The organism is Streptomyces sp. SID5643 (assembly GCF_009872555.1).
In the GTDB taxonomy this organism is placed as follows: Bacteria; Actinomycetota; Actinomycetes; order Streptomycetales; family Streptomycetaceae; genus Streptomyces; species Streptomyces iakyrus.
Genome location: NZ_WWIC01000192.1, coordinates 17745 through 34519 on the forward strand (window position 1 = coordinate 17745; position 16775 = coordinate 34519).

The 16775-nt window shown below is 69.8% G+C and carries 11 protein-coding genes; 6 read left to right on the forward strand and 5 right to left on the reverse strand.

The window, feature by feature from the left end; genetic code table 11:
* Nucleotides 1–99: 99 nt before the first annotated feature.
* From GTY56_RS21915 to GTY56_RS21935, 5 genes are read left to right on the forward strand one after another with little or no spacing between them, the layout of a single operon-like run.
* Entirely contained in the window at nt 100–3303 is a 3204-nt protein-coding gene (locus GTY56_RS21915) for a thiopeptide-type bacteriocin biosynthesis protein (RefSeq protein WP_161367058.1), read from the forward strand.
* Nucleotides 3300–4658: a lanthionine synthetase LanC family protein gene (locus GTY56_RS21920; protein WP_161367059.1), complete on the forward strand. Its 1359-nt coding sequence runs from the start codon at nt 3300–3302 to the stop codon at nt 4656–4658. Before GTY56_RS21915 ends, GTY56_RS21920 begins: the two co-directional genes overlap by 4 nt.
* A 26-nt stretch (nt 4659–4684) precedes the next feature.
* A complete protein-coding gene (locus GTY56_RS21925; protein WP_161367060.1) occupies nt 4685–5635 on the forward strand; it encodes an ABC transporter ATP-binding protein in 951 nt (316 codons plus the stop codon).
* The gene (locus GTY56_RS21930; protein WP_161367061.1) at nt 5632–6435 is read left to right on the forward strand and encodes an ABC transporter permease; all 804 of its coding nucleotides are present in this window, start codon (nt 5632–5634) and stop codon (nt 6433–6435) included. Before GTY56_RS21925 ends, GTY56_RS21930 begins: the two co-directional genes overlap by 4 nt.
* Nucleotides 6432–7790: a DUF6895 family protein gene (locus tag GTY56_RS21935; protein WP_161367062.1), complete on the forward strand. Its 1359-nt coding sequence runs from the start codon at nt 6432–6434 to the stop codon at nt 7788–7790. Before GTY56_RS21930 ends, GTY56_RS21935 begins: the two co-directional genes overlap by 4 nt.
* A gap of 52 nt (nt 7791–7842) precedes the next feature.
* On the opposite strand, the gene GTY56_RS21940 is transcribed toward GTY56_RS21935, so the two are convergent.
* The gene (locus GTY56_RS21940) at nt 7843–8790 is read right to left on the reverse strand and encodes an expansin EXLX1 family cellulose-binding protein (protein WP_161367063.1); all 948 of its coding nucleotides are present in this window, start codon (nt 8788–8790) and stop codon (nt 7843–7845) included.
* Nucleotides 8791–9273: 483 nt separating this feature from the next.
* Between GTY56_RS21940 and GTY56_RS21945 the strand changes: the two genes are divergently transcribed.
* Nucleotides 9274–11040, forward strand: a complete 1767-nt coding sequence (locus GTY56_RS21945) for an alpha-L-fucosidase (protein WP_161365572.1) — start codon at nt 9274–9276, stop codon at nt 11038–11040.
* 295 nt (nt 11041–11335) lie between these two features.
* Here GTY56_RS21945 and GTY56_RS21950 read toward each other — a convergent pair whose 3' ends face one another.
* From GTY56_RS21950 to GTY56_RS21965, 4 genes are all read right to left on the reverse strand, one after another.
* Entirely contained in the window at nt 11336–12037 is a 702-nt protein-coding gene (locus GTY56_RS21950) for an FCD domain-containing protein (RefSeq protein WP_161365574.1), read from the reverse strand.
* Nucleotides 12038–12120: 83 nt separating this feature from the next.
* Entirely contained in the window at nt 12121–13164 is a 1044-nt protein-coding gene (locus tag GTY56_RS21955; protein WP_161365576.1) for an ABC transporter permease, read from the reverse strand.
* A 2-nt stretch (nt 13165–13166) separates the two neighbouring features.
* A complete protein-coding gene (locus tag GTY56_RS21960; RefSeq protein WP_161365578.1) occupies nt 13167–14759 on the reverse strand; it encodes a sugar ABC transporter ATP-binding protein in 1593 nt (530 codons plus the stop codon).
* A gap of 144 nt (nt 14760–14903) precedes the next feature.
* Entirely contained in the window at nt 14904–15953 is a 1050-nt protein-coding gene (locus GTY56_RS21965) for a sugar ABC transporter substrate-binding protein (protein WP_161365580.1), read from the reverse strand.
* Nucleotides 15954–16775 lie beyond the last annotated feature (822 nt).

Consider the following 16775-nt stretch of genomic DNA (forward strand, 5'->3'; position numbering starts at 1 on the left):
GCGAGAAAGCGCACCTTGCCGTGGGGCCGGGCGGACGTCCGCCCGGCCCCACCGGCCGTTCCCGAGAACACAGTGACAAGGACGAAGAAGGGGACACCCGTGGGGGAACAGTCACCGGAGACACCGTTCGAGGCCAAGGACGTCTTCCTGCACCGAGCGCCGCTGGCAACGGGCGGGCCCGGGCTGCCTCTCCCCACCGCGGGTCCCCAGGACCTCGCGGCCTGCGCCGAACTCCTCGCCTCCGTCCCGTCGGACGATGTTCTGAGCGAGGCGCTCGACCTCGCGTCCCCCAGCCTCAGCGCCATGATCCGCCGGGTCGCCGAGCGCGGCGCCGGCGGCATCAAGGCGGGACAGTTGCGCCGGGCCGCGCTCGCCGTGCTGCGCTACGACATCAGAATGCGCACCCGGCCCACCCCCTTCGGCTTGTTCGCGGGCGTGTCGACCGGCCGTTTCGACTCCACTGCCAAGGCGGAACGGGGCACCGCGCACCGCACCCGCACCCACGCCGACATGCAGTGGCTCACCAGGATCGGCCATCGCCTGGAGAGCGATCCGGCCGTGCTGTCCGCGCTCAGCGTCCAGGCTCACCAGGCCCTGGTGCTGCGAGGCGGCCGACTCGTCCTCGCCTCGTCCTCAACGCAAGGCGTACGCCTCACCGAGAGCGGCGAGGCCCGCTCGACGGTGTCGGTGCGCAGGACGCCGGTCGTCGAACGCGCTGTGGCCGAATCCGTGGCTCCGCTTCCGTACGAGGAACTCGTCCGGCGTACCGCCGAGGCCTTCCCCGGGGCCCCTGTCGAACGGGTCAGGGGGCTGCTCGCCGAACTGGTGAAGCAGGAGATCCTCATCACCGGGCTGCGTCCGCCGCTGGACGGTGGTGACCCGCTGCACCACGTCCTCGGACTTCTCGCGAAGGTGACCAGCCCCTCCGAGGAGACCCGTCGGATACACGAGGCGCTGCTCGCCGTCGACCACGCGCGGCAGGCGTACGACGCCCGGCCGGTGGGCGAGGGCCGCGAATGCCTGGGCCACATGCTGAAAACCGCGCGGTCGGTGGAGCCCGACGACACGCCCTTGCACATCGACACCCGGATCGACGCCTCCCTGCATCTGCCGTACGCGGTGCGCGACGTGGTCGAGGACGCCACCGGCGTGATGTGGCGCCTGTCCCGGCCCAAACTGGGCCTGTTCGCCCTGCGTGACTATCACCGCCGCTTTCTCGACGTGTACGGAGCCGACCGGCTGGTGCCGGTTCTGGACCTGCTCGACGAATCGACGGGACTGGGCGCCCCGGCGGGCTACGGCTGGCCCAACAGCGAGGCGGCGCCCACCCCGCCGGAGGAATTCCGCACAGCTCGACGGGACCGTGCCATGGCCCGGCTGGCGGCCGAGGCCCAGCGCGCAGGGCTGCGCGAGATCGTGCTCGGCGACGCCGACCTCGACGACCTGTGCCACGACACCGCCGACACCGCGGACCTGCCCAACTCCTGCGAGGTGACGGTGCAGGTGGTCGCTCCCTCGCTGGAGGCCATGGACGACGGTGACTTCCGCGTGTTCCTCTCCCCGTCGCCGGGCTCGCACCGGGCCGGATCGACCTTCGCCCGGTTCGCCGACCAGGACCCCGGATGGCGTTCGGAGTTCGCAGCCCTGCACCGGGAGAACCCGGTACACATCGAGGGCGCCGTCCCCGTCGATCTCGCGTTCCGAACGCGCTCGGGCCGGGCCGCCAACCTGGCCCACACCATCCCCGCCACCGGTCGGCGCATCAGTGTCGGTGTGGCGGACGTCCCCGGTGTGGAAGAGCTGCGCCTGAGCGACATAGGCATCGGCGCGACGCTCGACCGGCTGACGGCCGTTCACGTCCCCACCGGCCGGGAAATCGTGCCGGTGCTCGGGAACATGGTCAGCGCTCCCGCACAGGCACCCAACGCGGTACGGCTGTTGTGGGAGATCGGTCTCGAGGGCCAGCGGCTGTGGGAGCCGTGGAACTGGGGACCGCTCGCCGACGCCCCCTTCGTGCCGCGCGTGCGCCACGGGCGGTTCGTCCTGGCCCCCGCCGTCTGGCGACTGGACGTGATCCGTGCGCGTGCCGAGGAACTGCGCGCCGGCAACACCGCCACCCGGGCCGACTGGGAGCGCGCGGTCGCCGACTGGCGCTCCACGTGGGACGTACCCCGCCGGATTCTCGCCCTCACCACCGATCAGCGGCTGCTGCTCGACCTCGACGAACCCTGGCATCGCGAGCTGCTGCTCGACCAGGTACTGCGGCACGCCGACCTGATCGCCCAGGAGATCCCCGGCGAGTACGAGAACTGGCTGGACAGCCCGCTGGCCGGCCATGCCTTCGAGCTGGTCGTTCCCATGACCCGGCGCCGGGAGCCGGCCACTCCTCGCCGCCCGTACGCAGGGCACCGCCAGTCCGAGCGGGTCGTGCACGGCCTGGGCGGCGAGTGGCTCTACCTCAAACTCCACGGCGCCGCCCGCACCCAGGACGACCTGCTGCGCGACCACATCCCACACCTGGTCGACCTGGCAGGCCAGAAGGGCGCTGACGGCTGGTTCTTCATCCGTTACACGGATGAGGGCGGTCACCATCTGCGGCTGCGCCTGCACGGCGCACGTCCCGAGGAGCTGTGGGGCTCCGCCGCACCGGCGACCGGCGCACTGCTTCAGCAATGGCAGCAGGAAGGCCTGCTGCGCAGCCACTCGCTCGCCCAGTACGACCCGGAGACCGAGCGCTACGGCGGCCCCGCGGCCAGGCGACTGGCCGAGCTGGTCTTCCGGTACGACAGCGAAGCCGCGATCGAGCTGCTGCGGCTGGCCAAGGACCCCTCGAACGACTACGGAGTCGACGATCTGGCCGTCGTGTCCTGTGCCGCCCTGGCGCACGCGTTCGGGCCTCCCTCGCCGGGCAATCCGCTGGTCACCGAGGACTGCGGTGACGACGGCGCCACGGCCTGGCTCTCCATGACCGGAGCCCGCCGCGATCTGCCACCCGCCTTCCGTGCCCGGTCGGCCCACTGGCGCCGCATCGTGGACCCCTACGGCGGCTGGGCCTCCTTCTCGGAGGAACCGGCCGGCGCCCGAGCCCTTGCGGCACTCCGCCAACGGGACCAGGCGGTGAGCCAACTGGCCGAGTTCGTCAAGAAGTCCGGCGACACCCCCGAAGGCCGGGTGGTCGGCAGCCTGCTGCACATGGTCTGCAATCGCCTCTTCGGCGGCGAGGGCGCCCGTGAGCTGGCCGTGCTGGGCATCGCCCGGGGCGCGGTACAGGACAACCTCAACCGCCGGAGGCACCAGTCGTGAACGCCACCACCGTCTCGGACACGCGAGGAGCCGTCGCCCTTGTGGCCGAACGGCTGGCCCACCCCGAGCACGTCGCCGCCGTCGCCTCCCGCGACGACAACCGTGACCCCATCTACGACTCCGTGATGTGGGGGCCGCTGACCCTCGCCAACGGTCTGCCCGGTACGGCCCTCCTGTACGGCGAACTGGCCCGCACCGACGACTCCTGGCGGCCGGTCGCGCACCGCCATCTCGCTGCTGCCGGACGGGTGATGAACTCGGCCCCCAGCCGCGGTCTGTTCTCCGGGCCGGCCGCGCTGCTCGCCGCCGCGCAGACGTGCGCCGGTCCCGACGGGCACTACGCCTCTTTGCGCCGGAGGCTGGCCTCCTGGGTGGCCGAGGACCAGACCGAACGGCTGAGCGTCTTCCGCGCCCGTGCCGAGGATGGCGGCGTCGGTGTCGACTGGGCGGCGTACGACCTGATCAACGGCATCGCGGGGACAACCCGTCTGCTCATGGACGCGGCGGCCGACCCGGCCGAGACCGGCCCCGATGTGGAGTCCGCCCTCACCGCCTCCCTGCGCCACCTCGTCGGCATCACCGCACCGGTACGGGTCGACGGCCACGAGGTACCGGGCTGGTGGGTGCCGGTCGAACTCCAGCTCAGCGAGCGGGACCGGGAGATGTATCCGCGCGGGGACTTCAACCTCGGCATGGCGCACGGCATCACCGGGCCGCTCGCGGTCCTCTGCACGGCGCATGAGGCCGGGTACGACGTCACGGGACTGCGCGACGCCGTCCATCGCATTGCCGACTGGCTGCTGAGCTGGACACTGCACGACGACGCGGGACCCTATTGGCCCGCCCGCGCCGGCCTGGAGCACGAGGTGGCTCCACGGCGCCCGCAGGACCTGTTCACCCGTACCGCCTGGTGTTACGGGACGCCCGGGGTTGCCGCCGCTCTGCTACGCGCGGGAAGGGCCATGGGCCGGCCGGACTGGTGCACCACCGCGGTGGAGGCCCTGCGTGCCGCACTGCGGCGAGACGAATCGCTGTGGGCCATCGAAGGCGCCACTGTCTGCCACGGTTACGCCGGCCTGTTGCGGGTTGTGACCCGGGTCGCTCACGTCGTCGACGACCCCGAACTGGAAGCCGGACGGGAGCGACTCACCGACCAGGTGCTCGCCTGCGCCGACGAGGAGGCCCCGTTCGGCTTCCGTCACCTCATGCGCTTCCCGGCCGCCGCTCGCTCACTTGTCCCGCACCGGGCCGTGAACACGGCGGGCATGCTCGAAGGCGCCGCGGGGGTCGCGCTCTCGCTCCTGCCGGTCGACGACGGCCCGTTGCCGTGGGACCGCACGCTGGGCCTGGCGTGACCGAGTCGCAGCAGAAGGGAACGCACATGTCCGAGACACAGGCCTTCGAGATGAGGGACCTCGTCGTGCGCTACGGCAAGGTGACCGCAGTCCACGGCGTGACCATCAGCTCCGCGCCGGGCCGTATCACCGCGTTGCTGGGCCCCAACGGCGCCGGCAAATCGAGCCTGCTCGGGGTGCTGTCGACCGCCGCGAAGCCTGACGGTGGCACGGTCCGGATCTTCGGTCACGACGTACGACAGGCGCCCATGGCCGCACGACGGCGTCTCGGACTCGTCTTCCAGGAACGCACCCTGGACAAGGAACTGTCCGTCGAGCGCAATCTGTGGTTCCACGCCAGGCTGTTCGGCATGAAGCGGGACGACGCCCGGGCCCGGATCGCCCTGATGCTCGACCTCTTCGGCCTCGCCGACCGCCGCCGCCAGCCGATCGAGGAACTGTCCGGTGGACTGGCCCGACGCGTGGAGATCGCACGTGCCCTGCTGCACCGCCCCGGGTTGATCATCCTCGACGAGCCCACCAACGGTCTGGACCCGAGTGCGCGCGCCGCCGTCTGGGAAGACCTGCTGCGGCTGCGCGACGAACTGGGCGTCACCGTCCTGTACGCGACCCACTACATGGACGAGGCCGAATACGCCGACGAGATCGTCATCCTTCAGCAGGGCCGGGTCGTCCGGCAGGGAAGCGTCGACCAGCTCAAGAGCAGCCTGGACTCGTCCCGCATCGTGGTGACCTGTGCCGACGACGAGGACGCCGTCCGCCAGTTGCGCGCGGCGGGTTTCGAACCGCTGGTCGAGCCGGATGGGGTCTCGGTGCACTGCGCCGACCCCGAGGCCCGGATCGCGGAGGTGGTACGTGCCCTGGACGTCAAAGGCCTGACGGTCTCGGTGCGTCATCCGTCCATGAACGACGTCTACCTGGCGGCAGCCGGGCAGGACAGGCCGCACCAGCAACGGGAGAGCGTGAGCGCGCTATGACGACCGCAACCACCGTTGTCGCCCCGTCCCTCGCCGCGGGCGACGGACGGCTGAGGGTGGCTTTGCGCGCCATCGGCGTCATCGCCCACCGCGATCTGCTGCGGCAGGTCAAACGCCCCGGGGTCCTGTTCAGCCAGGCCGTACAGATCCTGTTCTTCGTTCTGGTCTACGCGGTCGGCTTCGACGGGATGATCGATTCCGTCGGCTCAGTGTCGTTCAGCGCGTACGTCTTCCCCGGGATCATCGCCATCCAGGTCGTCTCGATCGGGGTCGCCTCCGGCCAGACCTACGCCTGGGACCGCGAGTACGGCGTACTGCGCGAACTCCTCGTCGCCCCCGTACCGCGCGTCTGCCTGCCGCTGGGCAAGGTCGCCGCCGGCGCGGGCATGGTCACCGTGCAGAGCGTGGTGATGCTCGCCTTCTCCCCGCTGGTGGGCGTCGAGCTGACCCCGGGCCGATTCGTCGCGGCGGTGGGTTGCTACGCGCTCGCCGCCGTCGTCTTCAGCGTCATCGGCCTCTGCCTGGCCACCCTCATCAAACGGGTGCAGACCCTTCAGGCCACCGTTCAACTGGCCATGTTCCCGATGCTGTTCCTGTCGGGCTCCGTGTTCAGCGCCCAGGACGCTCCCGACTGGCTGGGCTGGATCATGCACCTCAACCCCATGACGTACGCGGTCGACCTGGCCCGCCAGGTTCTGCTGGGTGGCGGAGGCCTGCTCCCCTGGTGGACGGACCTCGGCGCGATGGGTGCCATCCTGCTTCTGGTTCTCGTGGTACTGCGGCTGCGGAGTGGGCGATGAGCACCCGGGCCGCCGATGCTGCCTCCTGGGCCCCGCTTCCCCCGCACGTCCGGGCGGGTGGGGTGGCGTTGGACGACGACGCGGCGGCCGAGCAGGTGCTGACGGGTGCTCTGCAATGGCTCGAAGCGCAGGTGGAATGGTTCGCACCGGGACGCTGGGAGGAGTTCTTGCCCCGTCGTCCTTTCCGGCCCGGGCCGTTGCTGGAACTCCTCGGACTGCTCCGGATACTGGAGCGGGCGGGCGTTCTGTCCATGAACGCGCCGCTCACGAGGCACGCGCTCGATATCGCCCAGGAGACCGCAGACGAGCCGGACTTCGGGCACGGACTGCGCCGCGCCGACGAATTCTTCCCCTACCACCTCAACTTCATCGGTCTGCTCGAACTCCTTGGCCGCCCTCGTGCGGAGCTGCGTGCCGACTGCCAGGCACTGCTCACAGCGGACGCCGGCGGCCACACGCGCGCCTACAAACCCGTGCTCAACAGGATCGAACTGCGTTACTTCGTGGACCGCGGACACTTCACGGCTCCGTCGCGACTGCCCGACATCGGCACGCTCCACCGCCAGAGCATCGCCGCCCTGGACCCGGACGTCCTTCGGCTCACCGAGAGCGAGACGTACGCCTTCACTCATGTCCTGTTCTACACAACGGACTTCGGCCACCACCGCGACGTACTCCGGGACGGCGGGTCGGAGACCCGGCTGCACGAGGCCGTACGGGCCCTGCTCGGCCTCCACCTCGCCCGTGGCAGCCTCGACCTCCTCGCCGAACTGCTGCTGTGCGAGAGGGTCCTGGACGGCGGTGGCGGTCCCGGTCCGCTTACGAACCAGGCATGGAACGCGCTGGCCCGCGCACAGCGACCGGACGGCGCCCTGCCCAGCCCCGTGCACCGCCCCGAGGTCCTGGCCGGCCTCGGGGGCGACAAGGCCACGGCCTACCTCTTCGGCACCTGTTATCACACAACCCAGGCAGCTGCCCTCGCCGCCGTCGCACACCTGCGTGCCTCCGCGGCAGAAGTCCGTACACCGCGGCGCACCGCACCCGCTGAACACCTGCTGCCCTGCGCCGACCCCGAGGAAATCCGCCACTGGGCGCGCCAGGTGACCACAGCGGCCCCCACCGCCACAGCCGAGGCGCGTGCAGCATGGAGCGCCCACCTGGACCCGCTGCTCGCGCTCACCGTCCGCCAACGCGACCGGGCCGTCCTGGCGGACCTCCTGCATGCGGCCGAGCACCTCGGTCAGAGCAACCGCCCACTGGTCCGCTCCGCGGCGACACTTCTCGGCTTGTGGACCCAACGCCCTGCGCCGGATCGGGACCTCCCACGAGGCGGAGGCCCGCCTGCTCAGGGCTGAACAAGACTGTGAAATCCGCCGCTGTGTTCTCGTGTCCTGGTGGGCGGTCGGTTCAGTGCCGGGCGAACTGGACCTGGGTGGGCTGGACGACGTTCGGCCGCACCGTGAGTCCCGAGACGGTGAGCTGTTCGCCGTAGATGTCGGTGATTCTGATCGCTCCGCCGCACCCGCTGCCGTCGGCGGAGACGAAGTAGTTGTAGGCGGTGCGGGGCAGTTGCCGCCAGCCGCCTGCGCCGCGGACCTCCAGCCCTCTGACCGGATTTCTGTGGTCGATCGCCTGGATGGCACACCAGTGCCGGCTGGACCCGGTCTTGTACCTGATGGAGATCGTGCCGACCGTGCTCGGGCTGACCAGGCTCCAGGTGATGGGGAGCCGGCCGAGCTTGAGGTCGGCGAGTTTCGCGAAGGCCTGTTCGCTGAGGTCGATCTGTCCGGGTGCGCAGGGCAGGGGGCATTCGTTGGTGATCCGCACCGTGACGGACCTGCCGTTGGCGGCGCGGACGAGAACATACGCGCCGCATGCCTTGGACGTCTCGTAGTCGGTGGTGTTCATGGCCGCGACCATGAGGTCGGGGCTCGGACCGAAGAGACAGGCGCCGTCCCCGACTCCGGCCTTGTAGGCGGTGGCGACGCCCTGGTAGGTCGTGCCGGGTTTGATCCGTCCTGCTGACGGAGGCGTGGTGGATGTCTCCCGCGGGGGCCGCGGGGTGTCCTTGGGTGAGGGCTTGGCTGTCGTGGTGGCCGGGGAGGCCTTCGGGCTGGGGGAGCCGCTCGGGCTCGCCGTGGGGCTCGGAACACCCGACTCGGTGGCGGTGGCCGCCTTCTTCTGTGCGGTGGCGCGGGGGGAGGCCGCGGCAGGTCCTGCATCCGCGGTGTGGTCGGGTGACGATCCCATGAGCAGGTAGGCGAGAACGCTCACGGCGGTCAACGCCACCGTGGCGCCCATGAAGAGCGTGCGTCTGCGTCTGCGCTGCCGCGCGGCCTGCCTTGGTGTGTTCATCGCCTGTCCGTTCCGGAAGATCGAGCTGGTGTCCACTGCTCGGTGACCGCGGGAAGCGAAAAGGTTGCCGACGATTTCTCGCTGAACGCATGAACCATGACCTGGGCGACACCTGGGCGATCCCGGGGGTCCCGAGCAACCCATCGGTCGACGCATGTCGCATGCGGTCGATGACGCCCCTTACATCGGATGCTTTGCATGCTATCCGGTTGAGGGACGTGCGGATGAAGCCGCCTTCACTTGGTAATTTGCCCGTAACTCTGGACACGCTGCGGCTCCAGGCCTATTAATACATCCGATGTCAGTCGGGGGTGTCGGCAGCACGGCGACTGTGCTCCGCTCCTCGGGCCCGGCAGTCGAGTCCGTCCAACCTCTTCAGCCCCCGCCCCCGCAGCGGCCGAGCCGTTGCCCCACGAAGTCCTCCGGGCATCTGCCACGTTCGCCTTCCCCCGGTGCCCTGTCGACACCTCAAGGAGCCGCTTCATGTCCACCCCGCCGCTCAGCAGACGTTCGCTTCTCAAGGCCGCCACCCTCGCCGGAGGAGCTGTCGCCTTCGGGCTGCCGCAGGCCCTGTGGCCCTCCACCGCCTCGGCGTACTCGCTCCCCTCGAAGCTGGACTGGTGGTACCAGGCCAGGTTCGGAATGTTCATCCACTTCGGGTCCTACTCCTACCTCGGCGACGGCGAGTGGGCCTTCAGCGACAAGGGGTGGAGCAAGACCGACTGGCAGAACCAGGTGACCACGCCCTTCAACCCGGCCAACTTCAACGCCGCCCAGATCGCCGAGCTGGCCGAGAACGCCGGCATGAAGTACCTCGTGATCACCGCCAAGCACCACGAGGGCTACGCGATGTGGGACTCCAACGTTGCCGGCTTCAAGGACGTCACCGGCACCAAGCAGTACAACCTGCGCGACTACAACAACTTCCAGCCCGATCTGCTGGCAGCTCTGCGGACCGAGTGCCTGAACCGGGGCATCAAGTTCGGGCTCTACTACTCGATCATGGACTGGAACCACCCCTCCCAGACGTGCACCCCCAGCAACTGGTCCACGTCCATGGCCTCCGCGACGGCCCGCACCGGCTACATCAACGACATGAAGGGCCATCTGCAGGAACTGCTGGACCGCTACGACCCGTCCCTCCTGTGGTTCGACGGCGACTGGTGCGACTGGTGGTCCCCGTCCGACGGCCAGGATCTGTACAACTGGCTGATCGCCCGCAAGCCCGGCCTCGTCATCAACGAACGCATCAGGCGGGACCTCGGTCTCGGCGACTACGCGGTGGCGGAGTTCGGCATCCCCGAGACGCCGATGGAACGGGCTTGGGAAGCCTGCGCCACCATGAACTGGGCATGGGGCTACAACGACGAGAGGGTGCACTACCGCTCGGTCACGACCCACATCCAGGAGTTGGTCACGATCGTCTCCCGTGACGGAAACTACCTGCTCAACATCGGCCCCAAGGGCGACGGCAGCGTGACCCCGGAGTCCGTGAACGTCCTCAACGGCATGGCGTCCTGGATGAGCGTCCACGCCGACAGCATCCACGGCACCAGTGGCAGCCCCTTCGCCACCGAACCGTCCTGGGGCAGAATCACCAAGAAGAACGGCAAGCTCTTCGCCCACGTCTTCAACTGGCCCACGGGCGGCACGCTCCAGATCCCGGCCGTTCACAACACCATCAACCGTGTCTACCTGCTGAACAACCCCTCGGCGTCGCTCTCCTACACCGTCAGCGGCGGCACCATCAACGTCAGTGTGCCGACCACCGCGCCCAACGCCAGCGACTCGGTGGTCTGCGTCGAGGTCACCGGCATGCCGGCCGTCCTCGCGAACGGCGTCTACCGCCTGATCAGCGCCCACAGCGGCAAGGCGCTCGACAACTCCAACACCACCGCCGAGGGCAACCAGGTCGTCCAGTGGACCCAGAACACCGGCACCACACAGCGGTGGACGGTGACGAACATGGAGCACGGCTACTACAAGCTGGTCAGCGTCCACAGCGGAAAGGCACTCGACGACAACAACAGCACCGCCCCGGGAACGACGGTCGTACAGCGCACCGACAGTGGCGGTCACCGGCAGCAGTGGGCCGTCACCGCACTGGGCAACGGTGAGTTCCGGCTCGTCAACCGGCACAGCGGGCTGGCACTGGACAACGCCAACACCACCAACGAGGGGAATCCGGTCGTCCAGTGGACTCCGGGCACCGGGGCGACGCAGAGGTGGGCCGTGAACCGCGTCAGCTGACCACCTCTTCGCCCGTCCGCCCCCCGGGTATCCGCTCGGGGGCGGACGCATGCCGTCCTGACGGCGGCTCTGGAACAGGCAGGTGTCCCCGGCCGGCAGACTGAACCACGCCGCCACGGCACTCGGCGAAGTCCCGGTCCGCGTCCCCATGTCACGGCGGGACACCTGGCCGTCGCGCCTTGCGCCGAGGCACTCCCGTTCTGCCGCCCGGGTCCGGGCATGACTGACCCGCCGCCGCCCGACCGGCAGGGGAAGGGGCGTCGGGCGGCGGCGGGAGAACGGGGGGCGGGAGCGGTCAGTCGCCGGGAGACTCCTCGTGCGTCTCGCTCAGGCTGGCCGCGAGCCACTGCTCGACGGCGGTGATGTGCACCGTCGCGGCCGAGGCGGCCAGCAGGGCGTCGCGTGCCCGCAGCGCATCGAGGATCTGGTCGTGTTCCCGACGCGCGTTGTCCACGGTGCGCCGGCCCTGGCTGCCCCGGACGATGCGTACTCGCTGGGTGCGGGTGGACAGCACGCGCAGCAGCATGGACAGCACCGGATTGCCGACGGCTTCGACGATTCTCGCGTGGAAGGCGATGTCGTGCGCGATGAACTCCTCGACCGTGGCGGCCGACTTCGACCGCTCCAGGATGTCGCCGAGTTCCCGCAGGTCCTCGGGTGTCAGCAAGGCGGCGGCCAGCCCGGTCGCCTGCGGTTCCAGGAGCCTGCGCACCTGGAGCAGTTGCAGGGCGGTCCGCCCCTGGGAGACGTCCGAGGCGAAGGAGAGCGACTCAAGGAGGAGATGGGGCTCCAGACTGGAGACGTAGGTGCCGTCCCCCTGCCGCACCATGAGGATGCGCATCGCGGTCAGCGCGCGGACCGCCTCGCGCAGCGAGTTGCGGGACAGGCCCAGCTGCGCGGCGAGGATCTCCTCCTTGGGCAGGCGGGAGCCGGGCACCAGTTCGCCGGCGACGATCATCGCCTTGATCTTGTCCATCGCCTCGTCGGTGAGTGCCACGGGCGTGCCTTCCTGTACAGGGATGTACGAGGGCGGCTCCGCCTCTCGGCGCCCGGGCCGGGGTGGAGCCGCGCGGGCGACCGCTACTCCTGCTTCTCGCCGGAGGCGAAGCGGGAGATGATCAGGGCGACGATGATGATGGCGCCGTTCAGGAACTGGTTCCACAGCGCCGGTACGCCCGCCAGGGTCATGACGTTGACGACGAGCTGGAGTGTCAGGACGCCCGTGAGGGCGCCGAAGACGGAGCCCCGGCCGCCGTTGAGGCTGACCCCGCCGATGACGGTGGCGGCGAAGACCTGGAAGATCCAGCCGCTGCCCTGGGTGGCGGAGATCGAGCCGTAGTGGCCGCTGTAGAGGATGCCGGCGAACGCGGCCAGCAGGCTGCCGAGGATGAGGACGGCCCACACGATCCGGTCGACGCGGACACCGGCGGTGCGTGCCGCCTCCGCGTTGCCGCCGATGGCGTACAGCGCCCGTCCGTGCCGCAGCCAGGCCAGCGCGCTGCCCCCCGCGGCGAACAGCACCGCGCAGATCCAGATGGCGGCCGGTACGCCGAGCCAGGACGCCTTGCCCAGGTAGGTGAAGGAGGACGGCAGCTCCACGATGGACTGGCCCTCCGAGAGGGCGACCTGGAGACCGCGGAGCATGGTCAGTCCACCGAGGGTGACGATGAAACCGTTGAGGCGCAGCTTGAGGATGAGGAAGCCGTTCAGAACGCCGATGGCCACGCCCACCAGGAGGCACAGCGGTAGGGCCGTCCACTCGGGGAAGAGCCCGAGCCCGGTGAACCGCCCACCGGTCGTCGGCAGGACGAGCCACACGGCGATGACCGGGGCCACGCCGATGGTCGACTCCAGGGACAGGTCCATGCGCCCGCAGATGAGGATGAGCGCGGTGGCGAGGACGAGCAGGCTCAGTTCGGTGGACTGCTGGGCCACGCCGATGAGGTTGTCGGCGGTCAGGAAGGCCGGCGAGACGATGAACCCGATCAGGCCGAGGACGAGGATGGCGGGGACCAGGGACAGCTCACGGAAGCGGCCGAGGTCGAGCCGGCGCCGGGCGGTGTCCACCGCGGCCGGCGCCGTCGTGCCCGGTGCGGGCTCCGTGACATCTGTGGTGGCGGACATGTCTACCTTCCGTGCTGGTGGGTGCCGGACGCCGCGGACGCGGCGGATGGGGTGGTGTCGGCGACGCCCTCGATGGCGGCGACGACGTGCTCGTCCTTCCAACCACGGTCGAACTCGGCGACCACCCGTCCGTGGAACATGACCACGAGCCGGTCGCACGCCCGGAGGTCGTCCAGTTCGTCGGAGACGATCAGGGCGGCCTTGCCCTCGTCGGCTGCCCGCCGGATCCTGCCGAGCAGGAATTCCTTGGACTTGACGTCGACGCCGTTGGTGGGGCGGATGGCCACCAGCACGTGCGGATCGGTGGCCAGGGCGCGGGCGACGACGACCTTCTGCTGGTTGCCGCCGGAGAGCGCGGAGACCGGGGTGGCGGCCGCCGGGGTCTTGATGTCGAGGTCCTGGATCATGCGCTGGGCGAAGGTCCTGGTGCGGGCGGGCAGGACGGTGCCGTACGGGCCGAGCTGGTCGGTGACGGTGAGCGTCGCGTTCTCCGCCACGCTGCGGTGGCTGACCAGCCCTTGCAGATGGCGGTCCTCGGGGACGAAACCCACTCCGGCGGCCAGGGCGGACGGCACACTGCCGGTGCGCACGACTCTGCCGCCGACCGTGATCCGGCCGGCGCCGGCGCGGTGCAGTCCGGCTACTGTCTCGCCCACCTGGACGTTGCCGCTGGCCGTCGCGCCGGCGAGTCCGATCACCTCGCCGGCGCGCACCGAGAGGGAGAGGTCCTCGCAGGCGCCGGGCACGGTCAGGTCCTCGATGCGCAGCAGCTCCGCCCCGACGGCCGGTGCGGTCATGGGCGCGCTCGCGGGGCCGGCGGCCGCGGAGGCGGCCTCGCCGGTCATGGCCTCCACGAGGGAGCGATGACCGAGTTCGGCGACGGGTGCGGTGAGGATGTGGGCGGCGTCGCGGTAGACCGTGACGGTGGTGCAGAGGTCGTACACCTCTTGCAGGTGGTGCGAGATGAAGAGGAAGGCGACGCCCTGCTCCTGGAGGTCGCGCAGCTTGTCGAAGAGGCGGCCGATGCCGCGGGCGTCGAGCTTCGCGGTGGGCTCGTCCAGGATGATGAAACGGGCGCCGAAGGACAGCGCGCGGGCGATCTCCACGAACTGCCTCTGTTCGACGGTCAGGTCCCTGGCCCGCGCTGCGGCGTCGACGGCCACGCCGTACTCGCCGAGAAGTTCCTCCGCACGCTGCCGGAGCTGCTTCCAGCGGATGGGGCGCAGCGGGCCGTCGCTCTGCCGGTTCAGGAAGAGGTTCTCGGCGACGGTCAGGTCACCGATGACGGTGGACCGCTGATAGACGCAGGCGACCTTCGAGCGCCAGACGTCGATGTCGCCGAAGGCGGGCGCAGGCCCGCCGGAAAAGCGCAGTGAACCCGTGTCGGGCTGCTGGAGACCGGTGAGGATCGACACGAGCGTCGACTTGCCGGCGCCGTTGCGCCCCACCAGGGCGTGCGCTTCGCCCTCGGCGATGCTGATGCGGGCGTCGCGCAGCGCGACGGTGGCGCCGAACCGCTTGCTGACGCCGGTCGCCTCGGCAACCGGGGCCCTGGTTCCAGGGCCGCTCGCCGCGGTGATGGCGGTGTCCGCCATGGTGGATACCGTCCTTCGGTACGGATGGTGGGGACAGGGGATCGGGGACCGCGGAGGAAGGAACCGACCCGGAACCCGGGTCGGGGGCCACGGCCGGGGGAGGGGAGACGAGGTCCCCCGGCCGTGGTCGGCGGCTGCCGGTCGTCAGCCGACGGTGTTGCCCCACAGGGTCTTGTCGTCCACGTTGTCCTTGGTCACCAGGGGCGCGGGGAGCTGGTCCTCCAGGCCGCCCGGGATCTCGATGATCGTGGAATCGTGATCGGTCGGGCCGGGCTTGAACGTCTTGCCCTCGGCCGCCGCCTCGGCGTAGTACAGCGCGTACTTGGCGTACAGGTCGGCGGGCTGGGAGACGGTCGCGTCGATCTGGCCCTTGCGGATCGCCTCGAACTCCTGCGGAATGCCGTCGTTGGAGACGATCGAGATGTGACCCTTCTCGCCGGCCGGCTTCAGCAGACCCTTCTGCTCCAGCAGGGCCAGGGTGGGCTGCAGGAAGACGCCGCCGGCCTGCATGTAGATGCCGCCCAGGTCGGGGTGCTGGGCGAGCAGGCTCTGCAGCTTGGCGGAGGCGACGTCGCCCTTCCAGTCGGTGGGCAGCTCGAAGACCTTGATCTTCGGGAACTTGGTCTTCATGCACTGTGCGAACGCCTCGGAGCGGTCCCGGCCGTTGATCGAGTCCAGCGCGCCCTGCAACTCGGCGACCTTGCCCTTGCCGCCCAGCTGCTCGCCGAGGAACTCGCACGCCTTGGTGCCGTACGCCCGGTTGTCGGCGCGCACCACCATGTAGACGTCGCCCTTGTCGGGTCTGGTGTCGACGCTGACCACCGGGATCTTCTTCGACGCGAGGGTGTCGAGGGTGGAGGCGATGGCCCCCGTGTCCTGGGGGGCCATCACGACGGCCTTGGCGCCCGTGTTCTGGAACACCTGCACATTGGCGACCAGCTTGGTGACGTCGTTCTGCGAGTTGCTGAGCGGCAGGGCGTTGATGTCCTCGGACTTGATGTCCTTCTTCAGGTACTCGGCGTAGGAGTTCCAGAAGTCGGAGTCGGAGCGGGGCAGGTCGATCCCGATGGCGGGCTTGTCACCGGCCGAGGCGGCGGACCCGGAGGAGCTGTCGCGGTTGCACGCGGTGAGGAGGGTGAGGGCGGCGAGTACGCAGGCCGCTGTGGCGGTGGAGCGGGTGCGAGCGAGCTTCATGGCCGTGTTGTCTCCTTTGACGGGGCGGAGGACCGCGAGGCAGCGATGAGAGGGAGGCGTACTCGCCTGCCGAAGGGGGGCGAGACCGCGGGCCGGGCACAGGCGACCCGGCACAGGCAGTGCGGGACCGCGCCCGAAGAGGAGGGGAGTCGAGGGGCAGACACGTCCGAGACGGAGGCCCGGCGGCGGTCCTGGCCGACCTGAACGACACAGGGCCAACGCCGGGGATATTCCTCCGATGTATCTCGGACGTCGAGGACGTTACGACGGCGTTGCCGACGTTGACAAGAGGTCGTTGCCGCAGATTGGCGCCGCAGGACGGAAAGGGGACCCGGCAGCCAGGCCTGAAGACGTCGTCGGTTCGGTGCGTTCCCTTGTGAACTGGGGTTTCGTCCAGTTGCTCGATCAGGTGGGAGAGCAGGACCGAGACTCACGATTCGGCAACGGACCATCGCGTCGCCGAGTCGGCGCCTCGCGGGAAGTGGTGTGCCCGGCCGCCGCCACACCGCTCCGGCCGTCCCTGAGTGCCTGCGGCCCAGGTTTCCAGCAGCGGGGTCCGCCGATGCGACCACCCCCTGATTCATCGGAGGAAAACCACGCACGCCACCCCGACGGCCGAGGGTAGTGCCACATGAAGCCACTTCGCGCGGGAGGAAGGCCGATGGCAGGGAAAATACATCCGAGGAATTGGTTGCCCTTCGCGATTCCGTGCGCTTACAGTCTCGCTGCTGCCATACATCGGATGATTCAGGGGCTCGTGTTGAAACTCTCCGCACGGCCTGCTCGGGCGGCAGTCGGCGGCAGCGGCCCGTACGACCGACT

Coding starts and splice junctions, on each gene's coding strand:
- GTY56_RS21925 (WP_161367060.1), top strand. CDS start 4,685: ATGTCCGAGACACAGGCCTTCGAGATGAGGGACCTCGTCGTGCGCTAC.
- GTY56_RS21930 (WP_161367061.1), top strand. CDS start 5,632: ATGACGACCGCAACCACCGTTGTCGCCCCGTCCCTCGCCGCGGGCGAC.
- GTY56_RS21935 (WP_161367062.1), top strand. CDS start 6,432: ATGAGCACCCGGGCCGCCGATGCTGCCTCCTGGGCCCCGCTTCCCCCG.
- GTY56_RS21940 (WP_161367063.1), bottom strand. CDS start 8,790: ATGAACACACCAAGGCAGGCCGCGCGGCAGCGCAGACGCAGACGCACG.
- GTY56_RS21945 (WP_161365572.1), top strand. CDS start 9,274: ATGTCCACCCCGCCGCTCAGCAGACGTTCGCTTCTCAAGGCCGCCACC.
- GTY56_RS21955 (WP_161365576.1), bottom strand. CDS start 13,164: ATGTCCGCCACCACAGATGTCACGGAGCCCGCACCGGGCACGACGGCG.
- GTY56_RS21960 (WP_161365578.1), bottom strand. CDS start 14,759: ATGGCGGACACCGCCATCACCGCGGCGAGCGGCCCTGGAACCAGGGCC.
- GTY56_RS21965 (WP_161365580.1), bottom strand. CDS start 15,953: ATGAAGCTCGCTCGCACCCGCTCCACCGCCACAGCGGCCTGCGTACTC.